Here is a 17904-nt window from a genome sequence, read left to right as displayed (position 1 = left end):
CACGTGGGGCTGGCTTGGGGCTACCGCCGCCGCGACTGGCGTGACGGTGGCGCTGGCGACGCTGGCTGCCGCGAGCCCCCTCGCCGCGGGCATCACCGCCGCGGCCGCCGCTCTCGCGCAAGCACCACTGAACCGCCGGACCCTGCTCCTCGGGGCGTTCCTGCCGATCGACGTGGCCGTCTTCGCGAGCATCAGCGCGGGCAGCCCTCTGGGCAACGCGCTGTGGGCTGCCGCAGGAGCCGCGGTGATATTTTTCGCCATGCACCGCGCGCGCATCGCAGCGCCGGCGATCCCGGTGGCCCTGGGCCTGAGCCGTGTCCACGCTGTGGGGTGCGCGCTGGTGTGCGGACCGCTCGTTGCCCTGTCCGTCGCGTTCTCGCTGCCCCATGGCTATTGGGCGGTCGCGGCTTTCATGATGATCTTCCGCCCCGTCTCGCTCGGTACGGGCCGATCCGCCGCGAACCGCTTGGCAGGCACGCTCGGCGGGCTCGCCGTGGTGGCCGTGATCGCGCTGTTCCTGCCGCACTGGGCGGCCGCGCTCGCCCTGATCGGCTGCGCGTGGATCGGGGTGGGGTTCGCCGTGATGGGTGACGAGCGCCGCCAGACGCTGTGGACCACGCCGCTGCCCATCCTGCTGGGCTCCGGCGGCGACACGCTCGGGGCAGCCTGGAGCCGCGCGGAGCTCATGGGCGTCGGCGCGATTCTCGCTGTCTTGGTCGCTGCCGGGGCGCAGCGATTGCTGCGGCCCAGGGATGGCGATCCTCCCGGCGGGCACGGGAACCCGGCCGCGCAGTAGGCGCTGCCACCGAGAGTACCTGCGGCTTTGTGGGACACGACGTCCCGGCGTGTGCTGTGGCACGGGGATCGGCAGCGGCCTAGTCTCGATGGACAAGCCAAGCAACGTCACGAACGAGACCAAGGCAGGTACCGTGCCCTCCCCCGACCTTCTGCTGCACCCGCACAGCTACGACCCCGCGCACTTCGACGCCGAGACCCGCGAGCTGCTCGCCGCGACGATCGACTGGTTCGAGTCCCGCGGACTGGGCAAGCTGACCGAGGATTTTCACGATCACGTCTTTTACCAGGAGTTCCTCGACTTCGTCGCCGAGAAGCAACTCTTCGCGAAGTTCCTCACCCCCGCCGACCAGGAGGGCGCCGCGCCGGGAGCCCGCTGGGACACCGCCCGGGTCGCCGCGCTGTCGGAGATCCTCGGGTTCTACGGGCTGAACTACTGGTACCCCTGGCAGGTCACCGCGCTCGGCCTCGGCCCGGTCTGGCAGAGCAGCAACGCGTCGGCCCGCCAGATCACCGCGGAATCCCTCGCCAGCGGCGAGGTCGCCGCGTTCGGGTTGTCCGACAAGGATCACGGCGCGGACGTCTACTCCACGGACATGCGCCTCACCGCCACCGACGACGGCTACCGCGCCAACGGCGGCAAGTACTACATCGGCAATGGCAACTGTGCCCGCACCGTCTCGGTGTTCGGCCGCATCGACCAGGCCGACGGCGGGCACGAGTACGTGTTCTTCCGCGCCGACTCCTCGCATCCCGCGTTCGAGCTGATCAAGAACATCGTGCCCTCGCAGATGTATGTGGCCGCGTTCCAGCTCAACGACTACCCCGTGCGCGAGGAGGACATCCTCCACCGCGGCGACGACGCGTTCTCCGCCGCGATGAACACCGTCAACGTCGGCAAGTTCAACCTGTGCTTCGGCGGCATCGGCATGGCCACCCATGCGTTCTACGAGGCCATCACCCACGCCTCCAACCGCGTCCTCTACGGCGCCGCGGTGACCACCATGCCGCATGTGCGGGCCGCGTTCATCGAGGCGTACGCACGCTTGATCGGTGGACGCCTGTTCTCGGACCGTGCCATCGACTACTTCCGCGAGGCAAATGCCGATGATCGCCGCTACCTGCTCTACAACGCCGTCACCAAGATGAAGGTGACCACCGAGTCGGAGAAGGTCATCGGCCTGCTCGGGGACATCGTGGCGGCCAAGAGCTTCGAGAAGGACAACTTCATCACCATCGCCGCCAATGACGTGCGCGGCCTGCCCAAGCTCGAGGGCACCGTCGCGGTGAACCTCGCGCTGATCAACAAGTTCATGGCTGCCTACCTCTTCCAGCCCGTTGATCTGCCCGAGGTGCCCACGCGCCGCGATGCCGCCAACGATGGCTTCCTCTTCAAGCAGGGGCCCGCCCGGGGGTTGTCGAAGGTGCGGTTCCATGACTGGAACAGCGAGTTCGAGGCCGCGTCGCGCATCCCGAACGTTGCGGTGTTCCGCGAGCAGATCACCGAGTTCCTCGCGCTGCTCACCGAGGCCACGCCATCGGCCGAGCAGATCAAGGACATGAACTTCATGCTCGAGGTGGGCCAGTTGTTCACCCAGATCGTCTACGGCCACCTCATCCTCGAGCAGGCCCGCATCGAAGGCATCGATGACGCTCTGATCGATCAGATCTTCACCACGATCGTCCGGGACTTCTCCAGCTACGCCGTTGCCCTGTACTCGAAGCCGCTCGCGACCGACGAGCAGCAGAAGCGCATGATCGCTGCGATCCGTCGTCCTGCGGACAGCGATGACAGCTCCACCTGGGATGCCGTCGCCAGCATGTCGGGCAGCTACACGATGAATCCGTAGCGTCGAATCCGTAGCGTCGCTCGTCGCCGCTGTGGTGATGGAGCGGGAGGGATGCCCGAAGGTTTCCCTCCCGCTCCACGCGCATTGGAGGACCGCTTTCCAGCCCCCACGATCCACACGCTGGACCCCTTACCGAAAACCCCCGTTTACCTGCAGTTAAACGAGTTTCGGCAAGGCGACAAACCGGTCAAGGAATCGCATCCATTGCTTCGACTGGCTCACTAATTCACTTGCGGCTCAATACAAATGGGGGCAGCGCGCCACTCCCTAGCCCGGCGCGCACCCTACGAACCAAGGATGCATCATGCTCGAGCAGATCCTCACCGCCCTCATCGGCGATTCCGGCTACTACGCGGACCTTGGCGATTTCCTCGCCGGGCTCGGAGATTTCAACGCGGGCCAGGCCGAGCTCCTCGGCGTGCTGCAGGGCACCCAGGAGATCGGCCAGGAATGGGACGCGGACCTCGGCGAGTGGGTCAACACCGAGCAGGCCTTCTTCCAGCCCGTCTTCCCCTGGAACCCCGCTGACCGCCCCTGAGACCAATCCGAGAGCAGTGGCCCCGTGGATGATCCACGGGGCCACTGGCCTTTCCAGGCCCTGATCAGCCTTGCTTGGGCTCCATCAGCGGCGCACCGATGACACCCATGGTCTGGGCGGCTCCGCCGAGCACCCATCCTCCATCGGCGGGCAGCACGACGCCCGTCACATAGCTGGCGAGCGGCGACGCGAGGAAGCGGCACACGTTGGCGACATCCCGCGGGGTGCCGTAGCGGCGCAGGGGGACGCTGCTGGTAACGAGCTCGCGAGCCTCATCGGTGGGAGCGAGGCGGGTCATGCCCTCGGTGCCGTCGATCGGGCCCGGGATGACGGCGTTCACCCGCACGCCGGACGGGCCCCATTCGAGAGCCAGAGTGCGGGTGAGCATGTCCACCCCGGCCTTGGCCGCGCACACGTGCGCCTGGGTGATGGTGGGCAGCTCCGACTGCGGCGCGGAGATGTTGATGACGCTCGCGCCCGGCCGGCGCAGGAACTGGTAGCCCGCGCGCAGCACGTTGAAGGTGCCGAGCAAGTCGATGTCGACAACGGACTTGAACGCGTTGGCCGACATGTTCAACGCTGCGACGGGAAAGTTCCCGGCGGCCCCGGAGATGAGCACGTCGATGGGGCCGAGCGCATCGGCCGCCGTCGCGAGGGCCTCCTCGGTGGCGGCGTAGTCTCGAACATCAGCGGCAGCCCCGAACGCGGCCACCCCGAACTCCTTCAGGTCCGCGACGGTGGCGTCGACCTTGTCCTGCGAGCGGCTCTGCACCGCGATGTTCGCGCCAGCGCGGGCGAAGTCCTCGGCGATACCGAGATTGATGCCGCTCGTTCCCCCGGCCACGAAGACGACCTTGCCGCGCAGGTCGAGGGTCTCGATGAAGTCACTGCTCATGGGATTCCTTGGGGTCGCAGGTTTGATGGTCGCAGGTCGAATGGTCGCAGGTCGCATATTCGCAGGTCGGCATTCATGGCTCGAACCGGGGTGGGCGCTTGGCGAGGAACGCCGCGACGCCCTCCCGGCCGTCCGCGCTGCCCGCGGTGCGGGCGATCGCCGCTGCTTCCGCATCGAGATGCTCGCCGAGCGCGCTGGCGTCGCTCGCGCGCAGCAGGCGCAGGATCTCGGTGGTCGCGGTGCGCGACGCTGCCGCGAGCTTCTCGGCCATGGCGCGCGCGTGCGGGACGACGTCCTCATCGGTGCCGGTCACATCACCGAGCAGCCCGAGCCGCTGCGCCTCGCTGCTGTCGAGGATCTGGTTGGCGAGGATGATGCGCGCGGCCTGGCGTTGTCCCACGATGCGCGGAAGGGTCCAGCTCAGGCCGCCATCGGTGGAGAAGCCGATCGTCGGATAGGCCGGGACGAACCTGGTGCCGGGGCCGCCCACCGCGAGCGTCGCGGCACAAGCGATGCTCATGCCTCCCCCAGCGGCGAAACCCCGTACCGCCGCGATGGATGGCGCGTCGATGGCTCGCAGCGCGGAGACGAAGCGATGGAATGGCGCCGCGATCTCCGCGAGGTAGGCGCCCGGATCATCGGCCGCGGCGAACGCCTTCACATCGCCGCCATTGCAGAACCCCATGCCCTCGGGGCCCTGCAGCACCACGGCGCGAATGCTGTCGTCCTCGCGCAGCACGGTGGCCGCATGGTCGAGCCCCGGGATGTCCAGGCTGCAGCCGCGGTCCGGATCCGACACGATGACCGTGGCGATGCCACCCTCGACGGTGATGCTCACCCTGTTGCCTCCTTGCTCGTTCCGCGTGGTGATCCTACGGCCTGCGCCCGGCGCGTGGGCCTGCTACCGGAGCCCGAGCGTGCCGAGCAGCTCGCGAGCGGCGTCCCGCCCGGCCCGGTTGGCGCCGATCGTGCTCGCCGACGGCCCGTAGCCCACCAGGTGCACGCGGGGCTGCTCGGCCACCTGGGTCGCTGCCCGGCCCGTCATGACGATGCCACCGCCATGGCCGCGCAGCGCAAGGGGCGCGAGGTGATCGAGCGAGGAGCGGAAGCCGGTGCACCAGAACAGGATCTCCGCATGCTGGTAGTCACCATCGGCCCAGCGCACGCCTTCCGGCTCGATGCGCGCGAACATCGGCCGCCGCACGAGGACGCCGCGCTCGCGGGCCGACCGGACCGCCGGGGTCACCGGCAGGCCCGTCACCGAGACGACCGAGCCGGGCGGAAGCCCGTGGCGCACCCGGTCCTCCACGAGGGCCACCGCGCGCCGCCCCTCGCCCGCGTCGAACGGTCCCTCGCGGAAGCGTGGCTCGCTGCGCGTCACCCAGGTGGTGGAGGTGACGCGGGAGACCTCATCGAGCAGCTGGATGGCGGAGATCCCGCCACCGATCACCACGGTGTGCTTGCCGCGGAACTCATCAGCGGTGGTGTAGTCGTGGGTGTGGAGCTGCCTGCCACGAAAGGTATCGGCACCGGGATAGAACGGGATGAAGGGCTTCTCCCACGTGCCGGTGGCGTTGATGATGCCCCGCGCCCGCCACGTTCCCGCGCTGGTCTCCACCTGGAAGCGATCGTCCTCGTGCGGGCCGCACACCACCCGCACCGCGACCGGCCGCTGCACGTCCAGGCCGAACTTCTGCTCGTACGCGGCGTAGTAGCGGGGCACGGCCTCGGCCGCGGTGACCTCCCCGCGCGCGGTGTCGACGATGTCGGCGAACGGCAGTCCGGGAAGGTCGCTCACGCCATTGACGGTAGCGAGGGTCAGCGACGGCCAGCGGTGCTGCCACGCCCCGCCCGGCTGGTGGGCCGAGTCGAGGACGAGGAGCTCCTCGCCGGGCCGCAGGCCGAACCGGGCCAGGAAGTGGGCGGCGGACAAGCCTGCCTGCCCCGCTCCGATGACGACCACATCGACGTTGCTGCCTTCCGCCATGGACGCCAGCGTAATGGTTCGGCTAGTAGCCCGCGGCGCTGCCGATCACGCTGAGGATCACGAACAGCACCAGGAGCACTGTCACGGCAGCTCCGACGGCGATGCCAGCGATGGCCAGCCCGTCGCCGTTCTCGCCGGTCTGCCGGATCTGCTTGCGCGCCATCACGCCGAGGATGATGCCGATGAACCCAAAGAGACCGCAGCACAGCAGCGAGGCGATCGAGACGATCAGCGAGGCGATCGCGAGCCCGTTGGTGCGCTGCGCCATGCCGTAGGGGGATCCGGGGCCCTGGGGATAGCCCGGGTAGCCGGGATAGCCGCCCGCGCCCGGGGGCGGTGGGTAGTACGCCCCGGTGGCAGGGTCGGGGGCCGGGTAGCCATATTCCGGAGGCGCGCCATACGGATCGTGCGCGGGCCCCGTCGCGCCGTAGGGGGGCTGCGGGTCCCCGCCGAGCGGCGGATAGGAGTAGCCACCGGTGCCGGCCCACTGGTTCCCGGATTGGCCGGTCGGTGGCGGCCAGCTCGCGCCATCATCGGAGCGGTCACGGTCCTGGGGATCCTGCGGTGTGGTCACCCCCCGAATGTAGACGATCGCGCGCTCCCCTCGCCCCGCAGCGATGATCATCACCTTCTGGTAGAACAGCCTGGTACGTATACGAGCTACCGGGGATGGACGTATGGGATCTGTGTCAAGGCGAATGGTTGGCGTGATCGCGTCCTGCGGTGTCGTCGTGGGCATGGTGGCCTCCTGCGGCAGCAGCGACGAGGAGGAACCGATGGCCGGTCTCGAAGGGCGCGAGTTCATCTCCAGCTCAGTGACGGGCACGCCGATACCCGGCGGCGGACCGATGCGCGTCGAGTTCGGCGAGGACGGCACGCTCAACGCCACCGCTGGCTGCAACACCGCGTTCGGCGGCGTCGACCTCTCCGACGGGCGGGTGCGGACCGAGCAGCTCGCGATGACACTGATCGGCTGCTCCGAGGAGACCGCGGGCGCCGACGAATGGCTCAACAGCCTGTTCGCGGGCGAGCCCGAGTGGGAGCTCGACGGTGATGAGCTGGTGCTGCGCACGGGCGAGACCACCGTCACCCTGATCGACCGCGAGGTCGCCGAGCCCGACCAGCCACTGGTCGGCACCACGTGGGAGCTGCGGGCGCTGATATCCGAGGATGCCATCACTTCCAGCGCCTCCATTACCGAGTCGGGCGCTACGTTGCGCATTGACGAGGAAGGCCGCGTGAGCGGCTCGGCGGGCTGTAACAACATCATGGGCTCGGCGCAGGTCGATGGCTCCGCCGTGGAGTTCAGCCCGCTCGCGACGACGCGGATGAACTGCTCCGACGAGAAGAACGAAGTCGAGCGAGCAGTGCTTGCGGTCCTGTCCGCGGGCACGGTGCGAACGACCATCGAGGCTGACCGGATGACCGTCATGAGCGAGTCCGGCGACGGCCTGGAGTACGTGGCGCAGCGCTAGCGGCGCTCGACGCGTGCTGGCCCCCGCCGAGGCGGGGGCCAGCATCATGTCCAGGGATTCAGCTCGAAGGGAGCACAGTCCGCCGAGGAGCAGGTGGAGGAGATCGCCGACGATGGTAACCAAACCTGCAACAAGACCCATGATGATGTCCTTTCGATTGGTTGTCATGAACCATCCCCGGAGGGACATGACCCAAGCTATTCACGCTCTGTTGCAACAATTGGCTCGCCGCGTTGCTGGCCGGTGACAGGTCGGCCGCCGCGACGGTGCGCCCGCAAGATTGCTGTCACGGTCGGCTTCCGCTTCGTACTGATCGTCCGATACCGTGCCCGGTTTGCCCGGCGCTCGTGAACACGGTGAAACATGTTGCGGCGCTGGGTTGCTCAGGCGCCAGTCGTCAGGGCGCGGCGGCGCGCGGGGTTGGGCCGACGGGTTGGGCGCGCGGGGGTGGGCCGACGGGTTGGGCGCGCGGGGTTGGGCCGGCGGGTTGGGCGCGCGGGCAGTGGAAGCTTTTCCCGCCTCAGTGGGGAAAAGTTTCCACTGGCGCTCGCCGGGCCCCCCGCCGCGCTCGCCGGGCCCCCCGCCGCGCTCGCAAAAGCACCGGAAACCGCCAAACGCGATAGAAACCGACCTGGGATCTCGGAGGCTTCTATCGCGTTTGCACCGCGGGCCACCCGCGAACGGCCACTCGCGAGCCACCCGCCACCCACCCGCGAACGGCCACCCGCGAGCCACCCGCGGCCCACCGCCGCCGCTACAACCAGCCGTTGTGCTGCGCGATCCGGGCTGCCTCGGCGCGCGTGGCTGCCCCGGTCTTGCCGATCGCCGCCGAGAGATGGTTGCGGACCGTGCCCTCGGTGAGGTGCACCCGGCGAGCGATCGCGGAGACCACGTCGCCTCCGAGGGCGTGGCGCAGCACTTCTTGCTCGCGCGGGGAGAGCGGGTTGTTCCCCGTGGCCAGTAATTCCGCGGCCAGCGCGGGATCAATGACGCGGACGCCAGCGTGTATGCGCCGGACTGCCTCGGCGAGCTCGCGCGCCGGGGTGTCCTTGACCACGAAGCCGTGCGCCCCGGCTTCGAGGGCGCGCCGAACGTAGCCGCCGCGACCGAAAGTGGTGACGATCAGCACGCGGGCGGCGGGGCATTCGGCGCGGAGGCGCTGCGTGGCGGCTATTCCGTCGAGGCCGGGCATCTCGATGTCGAGCAGGCATACGTCGGGCTGGTGCTCGCGCGCGGCGGCGAGGGCTTCCTCGCCATTTCCTGCCTCGGCAATGACGGTGATGTCGGGCTCGAGGTCGAGCAGGGCAGCAAGGGCGCCGCGGACTAGGGCCTGGTCGTCGGCGAGCAGCACACGGATCATGGGATCTCCACCTCGAGGTTGAATTCTCCGCCGCCGAGCGTGCTGGCGGTGACGCGTCCTCCGGCGGCAGCGGCTCGTTCCGCGAGGCCGCGGAGCCCGTTGCCGAGGCGGGCAGTGCTTGGTGGCCCGGCCGGGGCGCCGTCGTTGGTGATGCGCAAGCGGCGCCGGTCGATGTGGATGTGGCAGGCGTGGGCTTTGCTGTGTCGGATGATGTTGGTGGTGCCTTCTTGGATGGCGCTGGCGAATACCTCGGCGATGTCGGCGCGGTCCGGGCTGGCGGTGATCTCGGCGCGGAGGTCGATCCCGGCGGTGTCGAGTGCTTGCTCGGCAGCGTGGAGCGCCTCGGGCAGGTTGCGGGTGCGTAGTCCGCTCACGGCGGCACGGACCTCGGCGAGGGCTGTGCGGGAAAGCTCGTGGACGGCTTCGATCTCGGTGCGGGCACGGTCGGCGTCCGCGTCGATGAGGCGGGAGGCAAGCTCGGCCTGGACAGCGATGACGGTGAGGCCGTGGCCGAGGATGTCGTGGACCTCGCGTGCGATGCGGTCGCGCTCGCCGAGGCGGGCCACCTCCTGCTCGAGGTGCCGGCGATCGTCCTCAGTGAGCAGCAGGGTGCGCCACATCAGGGAGATCACGACGGCGGGGGCGGTGAACAGCAGGATCTGCCAGTAGGCGCCGATAGTGGTGCCGTCGATGAGGGTTGGTGCCCAGAGGATGGCGGCCGCGGCGAGCGCGACGAGGCCGAGCGAGCGCGCGAGGGGCCAGGCGAAGATGGCGTAGCAGGTGACGAACGGAAGCATCGCGAGCGCCGCCCCGATCCCGGTGGTGGCGGCGACGGCCACGATGATGGCGATCAGCGCCGCGACGAGGATGTTGATGCGGGCGCTGTCCTCGGCGATGTCGCGCAGCAGGAACAGGCCAGCCGTGTAGAGGGTGGCGTAGGTGGCGAGGAGCATCAGCGCCGCCACGCGCGTGGCAATCGACTCGTTGTCCTCGACGATGAGCATGGCCGGAAAGATGAGGAACACCAGCCAGGCCGCGCCGAAGATCCAGCCGTGGTCGCTGGGCTCGTCGCGGCCTGCCTCGATGGTGCTCGTCACTGGCGTTGCCGCCCGCGCCGGGAGAGCAGCGCCGCGGCGGCGCCGAGGATGATCGTCCAGGCGATGATGTTGGCGATGGGGATCCACAGGGGTTCTCCTGCTGAGGTCGCGTAGACGCCCTCGGTCTGCGGGTAGCGGGCTAGCGCAACCATGCCATACATGGGGGTGAGCTTGCCGATGTCCAGCATGGTGCCGCTGAGCGGGATGAACACGTTGCCGAGGAAGGCGAGGATGACGAGCGCGCCACCGGCGGCGGAGAGCGCGGCCTCGGTGCGGAACGCGAATCCGATGGCGAGCCCGAAGAGCGCGAAGATGACCGATCCGGCCCAGATGGCGGCGGCCGAGAGCACCCATACCCGCGCGGTGGCCTCGGCGCCGGTGAGGGCTCCGGTGGCGTAGACGACGCCGATGGGCATCAACGCGACGACCATGGCGACGACGGCCTTGGTGGTGACGAATCCCTGGGTGCTCATCGGGGTCAGCGCGAGCTGCCGGCCCCATCCCTGGAATTGCTCGACGGCCACGGAACCGCCGATTGTCATGGTGGCAACGGCGGCGCCGTAGGCGGCCATCGACGTCATGATCGCGGCGGCGACGTTGCCATCCCCGGCCGTTTCCGAGCCGTACTCCTGCATGGCGCCGAACACGAGGTAGAAGATGCCGGGCAGCAGCGCGATGAAGAAGACATTGGGGACGTTGCGGATCGTGCGCAGCAGCTCGATGCGGGCGTAGGTGATGCTCATTGCGTGGCTTCCTCACGGGTCGAGGTGAGCGCGACGAAGGCGGCCTCGAGGCTCGCGCTGGTGATCTCGAGGTCGGTGGCACTGGTGTGGTTGAGCAGCAGGCGGGCGAGGGTGTCGGAGTCGGTGGTGGTGATGCTGACCCTGTCGCCGTGCAGGTCGAGCCCCCGTACGCCGGGCTGGTCGGCGAGCAGCGCGCGGATGCCGGGCTCGTCGCGCGGGTCGAGACGGGCGGTGACGGTGCGCCCCATGGTGGTGGCGCGGACCTGCTCGGTGGGGCCGTCGGCGATGACGCGCCCCTCAGCGATCAGGACGACCCGGTCGGCGAAGTCATCGGCCTCCTCGAGGTAGTGAGTGGCGAACAGGATGGTGCGGCCCTGCTTCGCCTCAGCGCGCATCGCGTCCCAGAAGCCGCGACGGGCGGTGACGTCCATGCCGGTGGTGGGTTCGTCGAGGACGAGGATGTCAGGGGCGGGCAGCAGCGCGAGCGCGAACTTGAGGCGTTGCTGCTGCCCGCCCGAGCAAAGGCCGACCCGGCGATCGGCGATCTCGGCGATGCCTGCCCGCAGGAGTGCTTCGTGGACGGGGAGGGCCCCGGGCGTGACCGAACGGATGATGGTGGCGGTCTCGGCGACGGTGAGATCGGCGAGCAAGCCACCGGATTGCAGCAGCGCGGAGAGCTTGCCACTCCGCACCGCGGCGCGGGGGTCGGTGCCGAGCACCTCGATGGTGCCGCTGGTGGGCGCTGCGAGCCCGAGGATCATGTCGAGGGTCGTGGTCTTCCCGGCGCCGTTGGGCCCGAGCAGCGCCACGATCTCGCCGGTGTTGATGCGCAGGTCGATGCCTCGGACGGCATGCACGGTCGGTTTGCCGCGGCGCTGGAAGGCCTTGGCCACGGCGGTGAGCCGTATCGCTGCGTATTGTTCCATGCACCTAGCGTCGCGGGCCGCCAGCATCCGCGCCTCGTCCGCCTGTCAGGGATCGGCGATGACATGTGTCATGGCGCGACGGGCTGAGGTGACATGCGCCACTACGGAAGCGGGTAGCATCACGCGCAAGGTGTCCGTGCAGGGAGAAGGCTGAGGTCGTGTGGTGAGATCTACCGCTTCGAGGTTGCCATCGCGGAGGGCAGCGGCGTGGTTGCTGGCTTCCGTCGTCGTGCTCGCGGGGTGCGGCGGGGGCGAGGATCCCGAGGATTCTGCTGCCTCGCCGGACGGGGCAACGAGCACGCCTCCAGCCACGAGCCAGCCCTCCGGAGATGGTGCTGGTCCGCCACCGATCACGGTGTCCGCGGGCGGCTCGGAGCATGTGCTCGAGCCGTGGTCGTACTGCTGGGATGGCACGTGCGTGGACGGGACCCCTCCGGCGGAGCAGTTGGCGCTTGGTTCCGCCGAGGATGTCCGGATCTCGTTCCCGGAGGAGGATGCGACGTTCATCGCGCGGATGCGCGAGGCAGGTGGCGGGGAGTGCGCGCGCACGTTCGAGGCGAGCCTGGAACGGGATGCGGACGACGTGTTCGTGCTGGAGCCCATGGGCATGGCCGGGGAGTACGAGGTGCTGCTGGCCGTTCGCGGGAGCAGTGGCGATGCAGCGGTGTCATTCACCTGGACCACGCCGCGCGACGGCGCGATCGCCGAGCCCGAGGCGACGCTCGCGATCGCTTCGCCGTTTGTTCCGCTCGGCCAGGCGCGCCCGGACATGTCGGTCTCGAACCTGGGCACTGATCCCGGCAACGCCGCGGTGACTATCGAGATCGTTGCTGCTGACGGATCGATGCAGAGCATTGGCAGCGAGGCCGCCACGATTGGTTGCCCCGAGGGCAGCGTGCGGTTCTTCGGCACGAGCGATGATCCCGCGCTGACCGACGCTCCGGGCCCCTATGAGTACCGGGTGACGCTGGAGCTCGATGATGATGTGCACGAGGCGGTCGCGGTGTGGCCGTCGGCCGAGGGGGATGGCTCTCAGCCGTATGTCCCGCTGGTCTTCGAGCCGCCGCTACCGGGGCTCGGGTAGTGCCCTACCGGGTGCTCGGGGCCGGGTTTGCGGCTGGGCGCACGGGCATGCCGATGCCGAGCAGCGCCATGATGCCCCAGCCGAACGCGCTGCTGCCGAGGGATCCCAGGACGGCCTCGTCGGGCGCATCGCCGGTGATGAGGCGGACGCCGACGATCGCGACGAAGGAGCCGAGCGCGTAGGGCGCCGAGCCAATGAGTCGGTCAAGGACGGGTTTCACGGATTCCATCGTGCTGCCCGCGGCGCGATCGCACAATCCGGATTGTTGTGATTGTGGCGAGTTCCACCCAACCGAGCCCCGTTCGGCACCGAATTAACAACGCAGTGTCGCATCATTAGGCAGTCGCGTCATCGTCCTGGAGTGCCGCGCAGCACCCCGGGCCCAATCCTCGAGGAGACATCATGAGCCGATCATCATCCCGCCCGCTCATCCCCGCGCTCGCCGCAGCGGGTGCTCTCGCGGCAGGCATCGTCGTGACGGGCGCGGCCACCGCTGCCGCCGCGCCGGGCTCGATGCTGCCCGCTCCCCTGCCCTCGATCGCCTCGCTCGATGTGGAGCGCTATGCCGGCACCTGGCAGCAGGTGGCGGCCGTGCCTCAGCCGTTCAACCTCGAGTGCGCCCGCGATACCCGCGCCACGTACGCGGTGACCGCGCCCGGCACCATCTCGGTTCGCAATGACTGCACCACCTGGTCGGGCGCCCCTTCGGGCATCACGGGGGAAGCGACGGTGACTGATCCCTCGACCAACGCCTCGTTGCAGGTCACGTTCCCATCCGTGCCGTTCTCCCCGCCCGAGGGCCTGCCGAACTATGTGGTCACCTACATCGATGAGGGCTACGAGACGGCTATCGTCGGCGACCCTGCCCGCACATCCGGCTTCGTGCTGTCGCGATCGGGCACGCTGACCGGCGCGGAGTGGCAGCAGGTCCAGGATGTGATCGTTGACCGAGGCTGGAACCCGTGCTTCTTCCTGACGTCGCCGATCACCGGCGGGCTGGAGACGATCCAGCCGCTGTGCACGTTGTGAGCCGCTACCCGGGGTAGCCGATCGCGGTGACAGCAAGCACTGGCTCGCTCATCGGGTCGACACCGATGATCTGCTCGACGAGCACGTCGCTGATGGCGGTGGCGGTCACGGACCCGAGCCCCATCGCGGTCGCGGTGAGCAGGACTGTCTGGCTGATGTGCCCGGCCTCGATCAGGATGTCCCGGTAGGCGCGAGTGGTGCTGAAGCGCCAGCGGCTGCGCCGGAGCACCGAGGTGTAGATGAGCAGCGCGGGGGCCTCGGCGAGCCAGGACTGGTTGCCGAGGGCCCGCTCGAGAAGTGGCGCGCGCGCGGGGCGGCGGATGCGCTCGAGGCCGCCCCGCGACGCCGCGTAGTGGTACACCCCGGGCTGCAGGCCGTGGATCCTGTTGGCGTGCAGATAGATCTCGATGGGGCTGCGCGCGCCCGCCGAGGGGCTTGTCTTGCGGATGATCGGGCCCGTCTCGGCGTTCTCGATCACATCGATGGGGCCTGCGGCGATATCGACGATCGTGCCAATGGCGTCGAGCGGGACGGCCTGGGTGGTGAACGATCGCGTGGAGCGCCGGGCGAACAGCACATCGACGAGCCCCGGGCGCGGCCATCGAGCGGCATCGTCGATGCTTGGTGTGGTGACGGTGATCGGCTGTCGCGGAAAGGTCTTGACCACCTCGGGCGGTGGCTCAGCGCGAGCCTTGGTGGAGAATTCCTCCACATCGGCCACGGGGTCGAGGTACTCGACCGTCTCGTCGGTGCGGGAGGCGAAGTGGTGGTACCGGGTGGACGGTCCCCAGTCGCCCCATTCGGCGAGCAGGCGCTGCTCCTCCTGATGCTCCGTGGAGCCCTCGGCGATCAGGACTTTCTCCTCGAGGAGCCGCTCGGCGATCGCGCGGTGCAGGTCGGTGGGCGGCCCGATGGTGGCGATGTCCCGCCAATAGGAAAACCACCGCAGGATTCCGACGCTCTCGGGCGTGAGCGCGAACTGGCGGTGGTGGAGGTAGTCGTCCCAGATGAGGTTCCCGTCGCGCCAGAACAGCACTGCGTATTCCGCGACCTTCGCGCGAGTCAATCTTTGCTCACCCACCCCTTGAGTGTTTCATGCACCGGGTGAGGGCCGCGCTACGGGCTGCCTAGCGGCGGGGGCTCAGCTCAAGGGGCGTGGCCGGTGGTCGATGTAGTCGCTCTTGTGGGCGCGGAATGCGGCCGCTTCGACGGAAAAGGCGGAACTGATCGTGGTGTCGTCGCCTACCACCTCGATGAGGACTTGCGCCGTGGCGTCGGTGTTCATCAATGGACCTTTCTCCCCGTGTGGCCGGGCGCTCACCGAGCAGGGTGGCGCGCCGGACGTTCTGCCAGATACATCGCACGAGGCGCCCTGGATTGTTACATCCGCAATCACATTTGTTTCATTGATCCGGTGATTCGGCAGGGCGAAGGGATCGTGGTGTGGGCCAGGTCATGCGGAAGCGGCCAGGACGACGCTCCGAAAGGAACTGCCCACCATCCGCGCGGTGGCCTCGATCTGGGGCTCGCGCTCGAGGTATTGCTCGAGGAAGCGGCTGGGACTGATCGACTCCTGCATCGCGGCATCGGTCGCCCAGGCCCGGAACGCCCCGTACGAGGCCTCGGGGTGGAACTGCACTCCCCAGGCGCGGTCGCCGACCCGGAAGGCCTGGTTCTGGTAGAGGACGGAGGAGCCGAGCAGCGTCGCGCCGGGCGGCAGCTCGCTGATCGCATCGAAATGCATGGTCGGCGCAAGGAGCGGATCGCAGCTCGCGGCGATGCGGCGGAACAACGGATCGCTCGCGGCGCTCGCGGACCACTGCACCGCGGCGACCCCGGCCTCGAGGCCGGCCTTGGCGTCCCGATCGAGTCGGCCGCCGCAGGCGAGGGCGAGCAACTGGGCGCCCAAGCAGATACCGAGCAGGGGGATCGCTTCATCGACGCAGGCAGCCATCAGCGCGCGCAGGCGCGGCAGCCACGGGCAGTCGTCATCGGCCTGCGCGTTCTGGTACCCACCGAGCACGATCATCCCGTCACCCACGTCGCTCGCCGCGGGAATGGCGTCGCCGTAGTAGGGGCGAACGATCTCGAGGTGGCACTGGCGCAGGGGCTCCTCGAGCAGGTCCAGCGGACAGTTGGGGTGGTTCTCGATGACCGTGATGACAATGCGTGCCATGGTGCCCCTCGAAGCTCGCCGGACGCGGAATATGCGGCGCGCTCGTGGGTGCCGCGATGGAAGAACTGTAGCCAGCCTGCCCCCCGTTTGCACGGCACGAAAGGACCGCCGCTCCCCTGCTCCCCGCCGCTTCGCCACGCTGTGAGGCAGCCCCTGGGAAGGGTTCGCGATCACCTGCGGATTTTCTCGCGGCCAACTTCGCCAATCGTGACCACCGTCACATCCGGCGACATGATCATGATTGGCCACACCGCTCCAGGAAGCGGTGCGCGCGCAGTCCTGGGCATGCGTGGGCGCGGTGCGCGCGTGGCACGATGCAGTGGTGACTTCCTCGCTCCCCCGCGACCGCGATGGCGATGGCCGCGCCCGCAACCAGCGGCCGCGCGATTGCCTCGGCCGCCCCCTGCCGCACGGTGATGCTGCCCGCGAGTGCCGCCATCGCATCCCTGCCTACACCGAGGCTGTCCAGGCGCTGCGCGATGCGGACGCGCTGCTCGCCACCGGCCACCCGTTCCACGCGCACGAGCTGCTCGAGGATGCCTGGAAGGCCGCCCCGGCTGGCGAGGCTCAGGCATGGCGTGGGCTCGCCCAGCTTGCTGTGGGCGTCACCCATGCCGCGCGGGGAAACGCCGCGGGCGCGGGGCGATTGCTCGAGCGCGCCGCGGCCAATATCGGCGCCAGCCTCGAGGCCGACGGGGGCATCCCGCCGCAGCTCGACGGGGCGCGGCTCGTGGCGCTGCACCGGTGGTGCGTCGAGCGCGCGGCGGAACTCTCGGGAACGCGGAAAGGCGCGGCACGATGGTTGGTCGTGCCGCGCCTCGCGGAGCCAGGGAGCGAGCCCTAGCCGGCTACTGCAGGAGATCGGCGATGCGGTCGGGGATCCGATCGAGCGCGAACGGCAGGCTCAGCACGGTGCTCCACGACATCGCCTGCGCGGCATCGTCAGCGAGGATGATCGCCCGCCCATCCTTGACGACATCGAGCTGCTGATAGATCTCGGTCTTGTCGAGCTCGGCGCGCAGCTTCGGCTCGAAGTCGGCGCTGGCGTACCAGACGAGGACTTCGACATCGAGCAGGGAGAGCTGCTCCGTGGAGATGGGCGAGAAATTGCCGGCGATCTCCTCGGTGGCGGGCGGGTTTGCGAAGCCCAGCTCGTTGAAGAATCGCACCTTCGGGTCGGCGGGGCCGTAGATGCCAAACTCGCCCGGCTGGTTGAGCGCGCCGACCGCGATGGTCTTGCCCTCGAACTCCGGATGCGCGGCCTTGACCTCGGCGATAGTGTCGGCGATGCCGTCGATCAACTCCTCGGCCTTGTCCGGCTCCCCCACTGCTTGCCCGATCATGCGGGTCTGCGCGTCCCAGGGGATGCCCCACTCGGGGTAGTCGTCGGGCTGCGCGACCGTTGGTGCGATGGAGCTGAGCTGATCGTACTGTGCTTCCTTGAGCCCGGTATAGGTGCCGACGATCAGGTCGGGGTCGAGCGAGGCGACGGTCTCGATGTCGATGTCCCCCGCCGGAGAGCCCACGACCGCGGGAACCGCCCCGTCGAGCAGTTCCTGGCCCCATGGCCAGACGCCGCCCGGGTAGTCGCCGTACCAGTCGAACGCGCCGACGGGGACGAAGCCGAGCGCGAGGAGGGTGTCCTGATCGTTGTACCCGACGCTGACGACGCGCTGCGGGTCCTCGGGCACCTCGGTGCTGCCGAAGGCATGCTCGACGTTGATGCCCGAGCCAGTCGCGGCGGTATTGCTTGTTGCGTCGTCGTTGGCCGAGCAGCCTGCCAGGGCGAGCGCCGCGGCGAGGGCCGTGGTGAGCAGTGCGCGACGGTGGAGTCGCGGGTGTCGGAGTCGTTGGTGGCGGGGTGCCATGTGTACGTGCCTTCCCGGATGAGCGTGAGCAGGGTAGTGGCCGCGGTCTACGCGCAGCGACAACCAGGTAGCAAGGTGAGC

General features: G+C 69.0%; 20 protein-coding genes. 7 read left to right on the top strand and 13 right to left on the bottom strand.

Features of this window, described 5'->3' with window-relative positions; all coding sequences use genetic code 11:
• The 3 genes from HT102_RS14330 to HT102_RS14320 form a co-directional block, all read left to right on the top strand.
• Window positions 1-796 (top strand): FUSC family protein (locus HT102_RS14330; protein ID WP_192040114.1); only part of this gene is annotated, 796 nt, incomplete at its 5' end.
• A gap of 88 nt (window positions 797-884) precedes the next feature.
• Window positions 885-2645, top strand: coding sequence for an acyl-CoA dehydrogenase family protein (locus tag HT102_RS14325; RefSeq protein WP_192040113.1), 1761 nt, complete (start codon window positions 885-887; stop codon window positions 2643-2645).
• 304 nt (window positions 2646-2949) lie between these two features.
• Complete coding sequence (locus tag HT102_RS14320; RefSeq protein WP_192040112.1) at window positions 2950-3183, top strand: hypothetical protein; 234 nt, start codon at window positions 2950-2952, stop codon at window positions 3181-3183.
• Between the two features lie 64 nt (window positions 3184-3247).
• Here HT102_RS14320 and HT102_RS14315 read toward each other — a convergent pair whose 3' ends face one another.
• The 4 genes from HT102_RS14315 to HT102_RS16365 form a co-directional block, all read right to left on the bottom strand.
• Window positions 3248-4078 carry an SDR family oxidoreductase gene (locus HT102_RS14315; protein ID WP_192040111.1) on the bottom strand — a complete coding sequence of 277 codons (831 nt, stop codon included), beginning with the start codon at window positions 4076-4078 and terminating at the stop codon, window positions 3248-3250.
• 73 nt (window positions 4079-4151) lie between these two features.
• Entirely contained in the window at window positions 4152-4916 is a 765-nt protein-coding gene (locus HT102_RS14310) for an enoyl-CoA hydratase/isomerase family protein (RefSeq protein WP_192040110.1), read from the bottom strand.
• Window positions 4917-4979: 63 nt separating this feature from the next.
• Window positions 4980-6065 carry an NAD(P)-binding domain-containing protein gene (locus HT102_RS14305; RefSeq protein WP_192040109.1) on the bottom strand — a complete coding sequence of 362 codons (1086 nt, stop codon included), beginning with the start codon at window positions 6063-6065 and terminating at the stop codon, window positions 4980-4982.
• 22 nt (window positions 6066-6087) lie between these two features.
• Complete coding sequence (locus HT102_RS16365; RefSeq protein WP_192040108.1) at window positions 6088-6639, bottom strand: DUF4190 domain-containing protein; 552 nt, start codon at window positions 6637-6639, stop codon at window positions 6088-6090.
• Window positions 6640-6772: 133 nt separating this feature from the next.
• On the opposite strand from HT102_RS16365, the gene HT102_RS14295 reads away from it, so the two are divergent.
• Window positions 6773-7540, top strand: coding sequence for an META domain-containing protein (locus HT102_RS14295; RefSeq protein WP_192040107.1), 768 nt, complete (start codon window positions 6773-6775; stop codon window positions 7538-7540).
• A 754-nt stretch (window positions 7541-8294) separates the two neighbouring features.
• On the opposite strand, the gene HT102_RS14290 is transcribed toward HT102_RS14295, so the two are convergent.
• From HT102_RS14290 to HT102_RS14275, 4 genes are read right to left on the bottom strand one after another with little or no spacing between them, the layout of a single operon-like run.
• Window positions 8295-8900, bottom strand: coding sequence for a response regulator transcription factor (locus HT102_RS14290; protein ID WP_192040106.1), 606 nt, complete (start codon window positions 8898-8900; stop codon window positions 8295-8297).
• Window positions 8897-9997, bottom strand: a complete 1101-nt coding sequence (locus HT102_RS16360) for a sensor histidine kinase (RefSeq protein ID WP_192040105.1) — start codon at window positions 9995-9997, stop codon at window positions 8897-8899. The genes HT102_RS14290 and HT102_RS16360 overlap by 4 nt, the downstream gene beginning before the upstream one ends.
• Entirely contained in the window at window positions 9994-10740 is a 747-nt protein-coding gene (locus HT102_RS14280; protein ID WP_192040104.1) for an ABC transporter permease, read from the bottom strand. Before HT102_RS14280 ends, HT102_RS16360 begins: the two co-directional genes overlap by 4 nt.
• Entirely contained in the window at window positions 10737-11666 is a 930-nt protein-coding gene (locus HT102_RS14275) for an ABC transporter ATP-binding protein (RefSeq protein ID WP_192040103.1), read from the bottom strand. Before HT102_RS14275 ends, HT102_RS14280 begins: the two co-directional genes overlap by 4 nt.
• Window positions 11667-11877: 211 nt before the next feature.
• On the opposite strand from HT102_RS14275, the gene HT102_RS14270 reads away from it, so the two are divergent.
• Window positions 11878-12750, top strand: coding sequence for a hypothetical protein (locus HT102_RS14270; protein WP_192040102.1), 873 nt, complete (start codon window positions 11878-11880; stop codon window positions 12748-12750).
• A 4-nt stretch (window positions 12751-12754) separates the two neighbouring features.
• Here HT102_RS14270 and HT102_RS14265 read toward each other — a convergent pair whose 3' ends face one another.
• Window positions 12755-12970, bottom strand: coding sequence for a hypothetical protein (locus tag HT102_RS14265; RefSeq protein WP_192040101.1), 216 nt, complete (start codon window positions 12968-12970; stop codon window positions 12755-12757).
• 182 nt (window positions 12971-13152) lie between these two features.
• Between HT102_RS14265 and HT102_RS14260 the strand changes: the two genes are divergently transcribed.
• Window positions 13153-13779 carry a lipocalin family protein gene (locus HT102_RS14260; protein WP_192040100.1) on the top strand — a complete coding sequence of 209 codons (627 nt, stop codon included), beginning with the start codon at window positions 13153-13155 and terminating at the stop codon, window positions 13777-13779.
• 4 nt (window positions 13780-13783) lie between these two features.
• Here the strand turns inward: HT102_RS14260 and HT102_RS14255 are convergent, their stop codons facing one another.
• From HT102_RS14255 to HT102_RS14245, 3 genes are all read right to left on the bottom strand, one after another.
• Window positions 13784-14860: a SagB family peptide dehydrogenase gene (locus HT102_RS14255; protein ID WP_333473468.1), complete on the bottom strand. Its 1077-nt coding sequence runs from the start codon at window positions 14858-14860 to the stop codon at window positions 13784-13786.
• A gap of 60 nt (window positions 14861-14920) precedes the next feature.
• Complete coding sequence (locus HT102_RS14250) at window positions 14921-15064, bottom strand: hypothetical protein (protein WP_192040099.1); 144 nt, start codon at window positions 15062-15064, stop codon at window positions 14921-14923.
• Window positions 15065-15232: 168 nt separating this feature from the next.
• Window positions 15233-15955, bottom strand: a complete 723-nt coding sequence (locus HT102_RS14245) for a type 1 glutamine amidotransferase (protein WP_192040098.1) — start codon at window positions 15953-15955, stop codon at window positions 15233-15235.
• Between the two features lie 322 nt (window positions 15956-16277).
• Here HT102_RS14245 and HT102_RS14240 point away from each other — a divergent pair, with 322 nt between their 5' ends.
• Window positions 16278-16799 (top strand): DUF309 domain-containing protein, encoded by a 522-nt coding sequence (locus tag HT102_RS14240; protein ID WP_333473467.1) that lies wholly within the window; start codon window positions 16278-16280, stop codon window positions 16797-16799.
• Between the two features lie 4 nt (window positions 16800-16803).
• Here the strand turns inward: HT102_RS14240 and HT102_RS14235 are convergent, their stop codons facing one another.
• The gene (locus HT102_RS14235; protein ID WP_192040097.1) at window positions 16804-17823 is read right to left on the bottom strand and encodes an iron-siderophore ABC transporter substrate-binding protein; all 1020 of its coding nucleotides are present in this window, start codon (window positions 17821-17823) and stop codon (window positions 16804-16806) included.
• Between the last annotated feature and the right edge of the window lie 81 nt (window positions 17824-17904).

Source organism: Lolliginicoccus lacisalsi (assembly GCF_014841105.1).
GTDB classification, from domain to species: domain Bacteria; phylum Actinomycetota; class Actinomycetes; order Mycobacteriales; family Mycobacteriaceae; genus Lolliginicoccus; species Lolliginicoccus lacisalsi.
The sequence above is the reverse complement of the archived record's forward strand: the minus strand, read 5'-3'. Positions and strand labels throughout refer to the sequence as shown.

Excerpts from the sequence above, each read along its gene's own strand:
- HT102_RS14325 (WP_192040113.1), top strand. The coding sequence starts at position 885 with ATGGACAAGCCAAGCAACGTCACGAACGAGACCAAGGCAGGTACCGTG.
- HT102_RS14320 (WP_192040112.1), top strand. The coding sequence starts at position 2,950 with ATGCTCGAGCAGATCCTCACCGCCCTCATCGGCGATTCCGGCTACTAC.
- HT102_RS14315 (WP_192040111.1), bottom strand. The coding sequence starts at position 4,078 with ATGAGCAGTGACTTCATCGAGACCCTCGACCTGCGCGGCAAGGTCGTC.
- HT102_RS14305 (WP_192040109.1), bottom strand. The coding sequence starts at position 6,065 with ATGGCGGAAGGCAGCAACGTCGATGTGGTCGTCATCGGAGCGGGGCAG.
- HT102_RS14290 (WP_192040106.1), bottom strand. The coding sequence starts at position 8,900 with ATGATCCGTGTGCTGCTCGCCGACGACCAGGCCCTAGTCCGCGGCGCC.
- HT102_RS14280 (WP_192040104.1), bottom strand. The coding sequence starts at position 10,740 with ATGAGCATCACCTACGCCCGCATCGAGCTGCTGCGCACGATCCGCAAC.
- HT102_RS14275 (WP_192040103.1), bottom strand. The coding sequence starts at position 11,666 with ATGGAACAATACGCAGCGATACGGCTCACCGCCGTGGCCAAGGCCTTC.
- HT102_RS14260 (WP_192040100.1), top strand. The coding sequence starts at position 13,153 with ATGAGCCGATCATCATCCCGCCCGCTCATCCCCGCGCTCGCCGCAGCG.
- HT102_RS14250 (WP_192040099.1), bottom strand. The coding sequence starts at position 15,064 with ATGAACACCGACGCCACGGCGCAAGTCCTCATCGAGGTGGTAGGCGAC.
- HT102_RS14245 (WP_192040098.1), bottom strand. The coding sequence starts at position 15,955 with ATGGCACGCATTGTCATCACGGTCATCGAGAACCACCCCAACTGTCCG.
- HT102_RS14235 (WP_192040097.1), bottom strand. The coding sequence starts at position 17,823 with ATGGCACCCCGCCACCAACGACTCCGACACCCGCGACTCCACCGTCGC.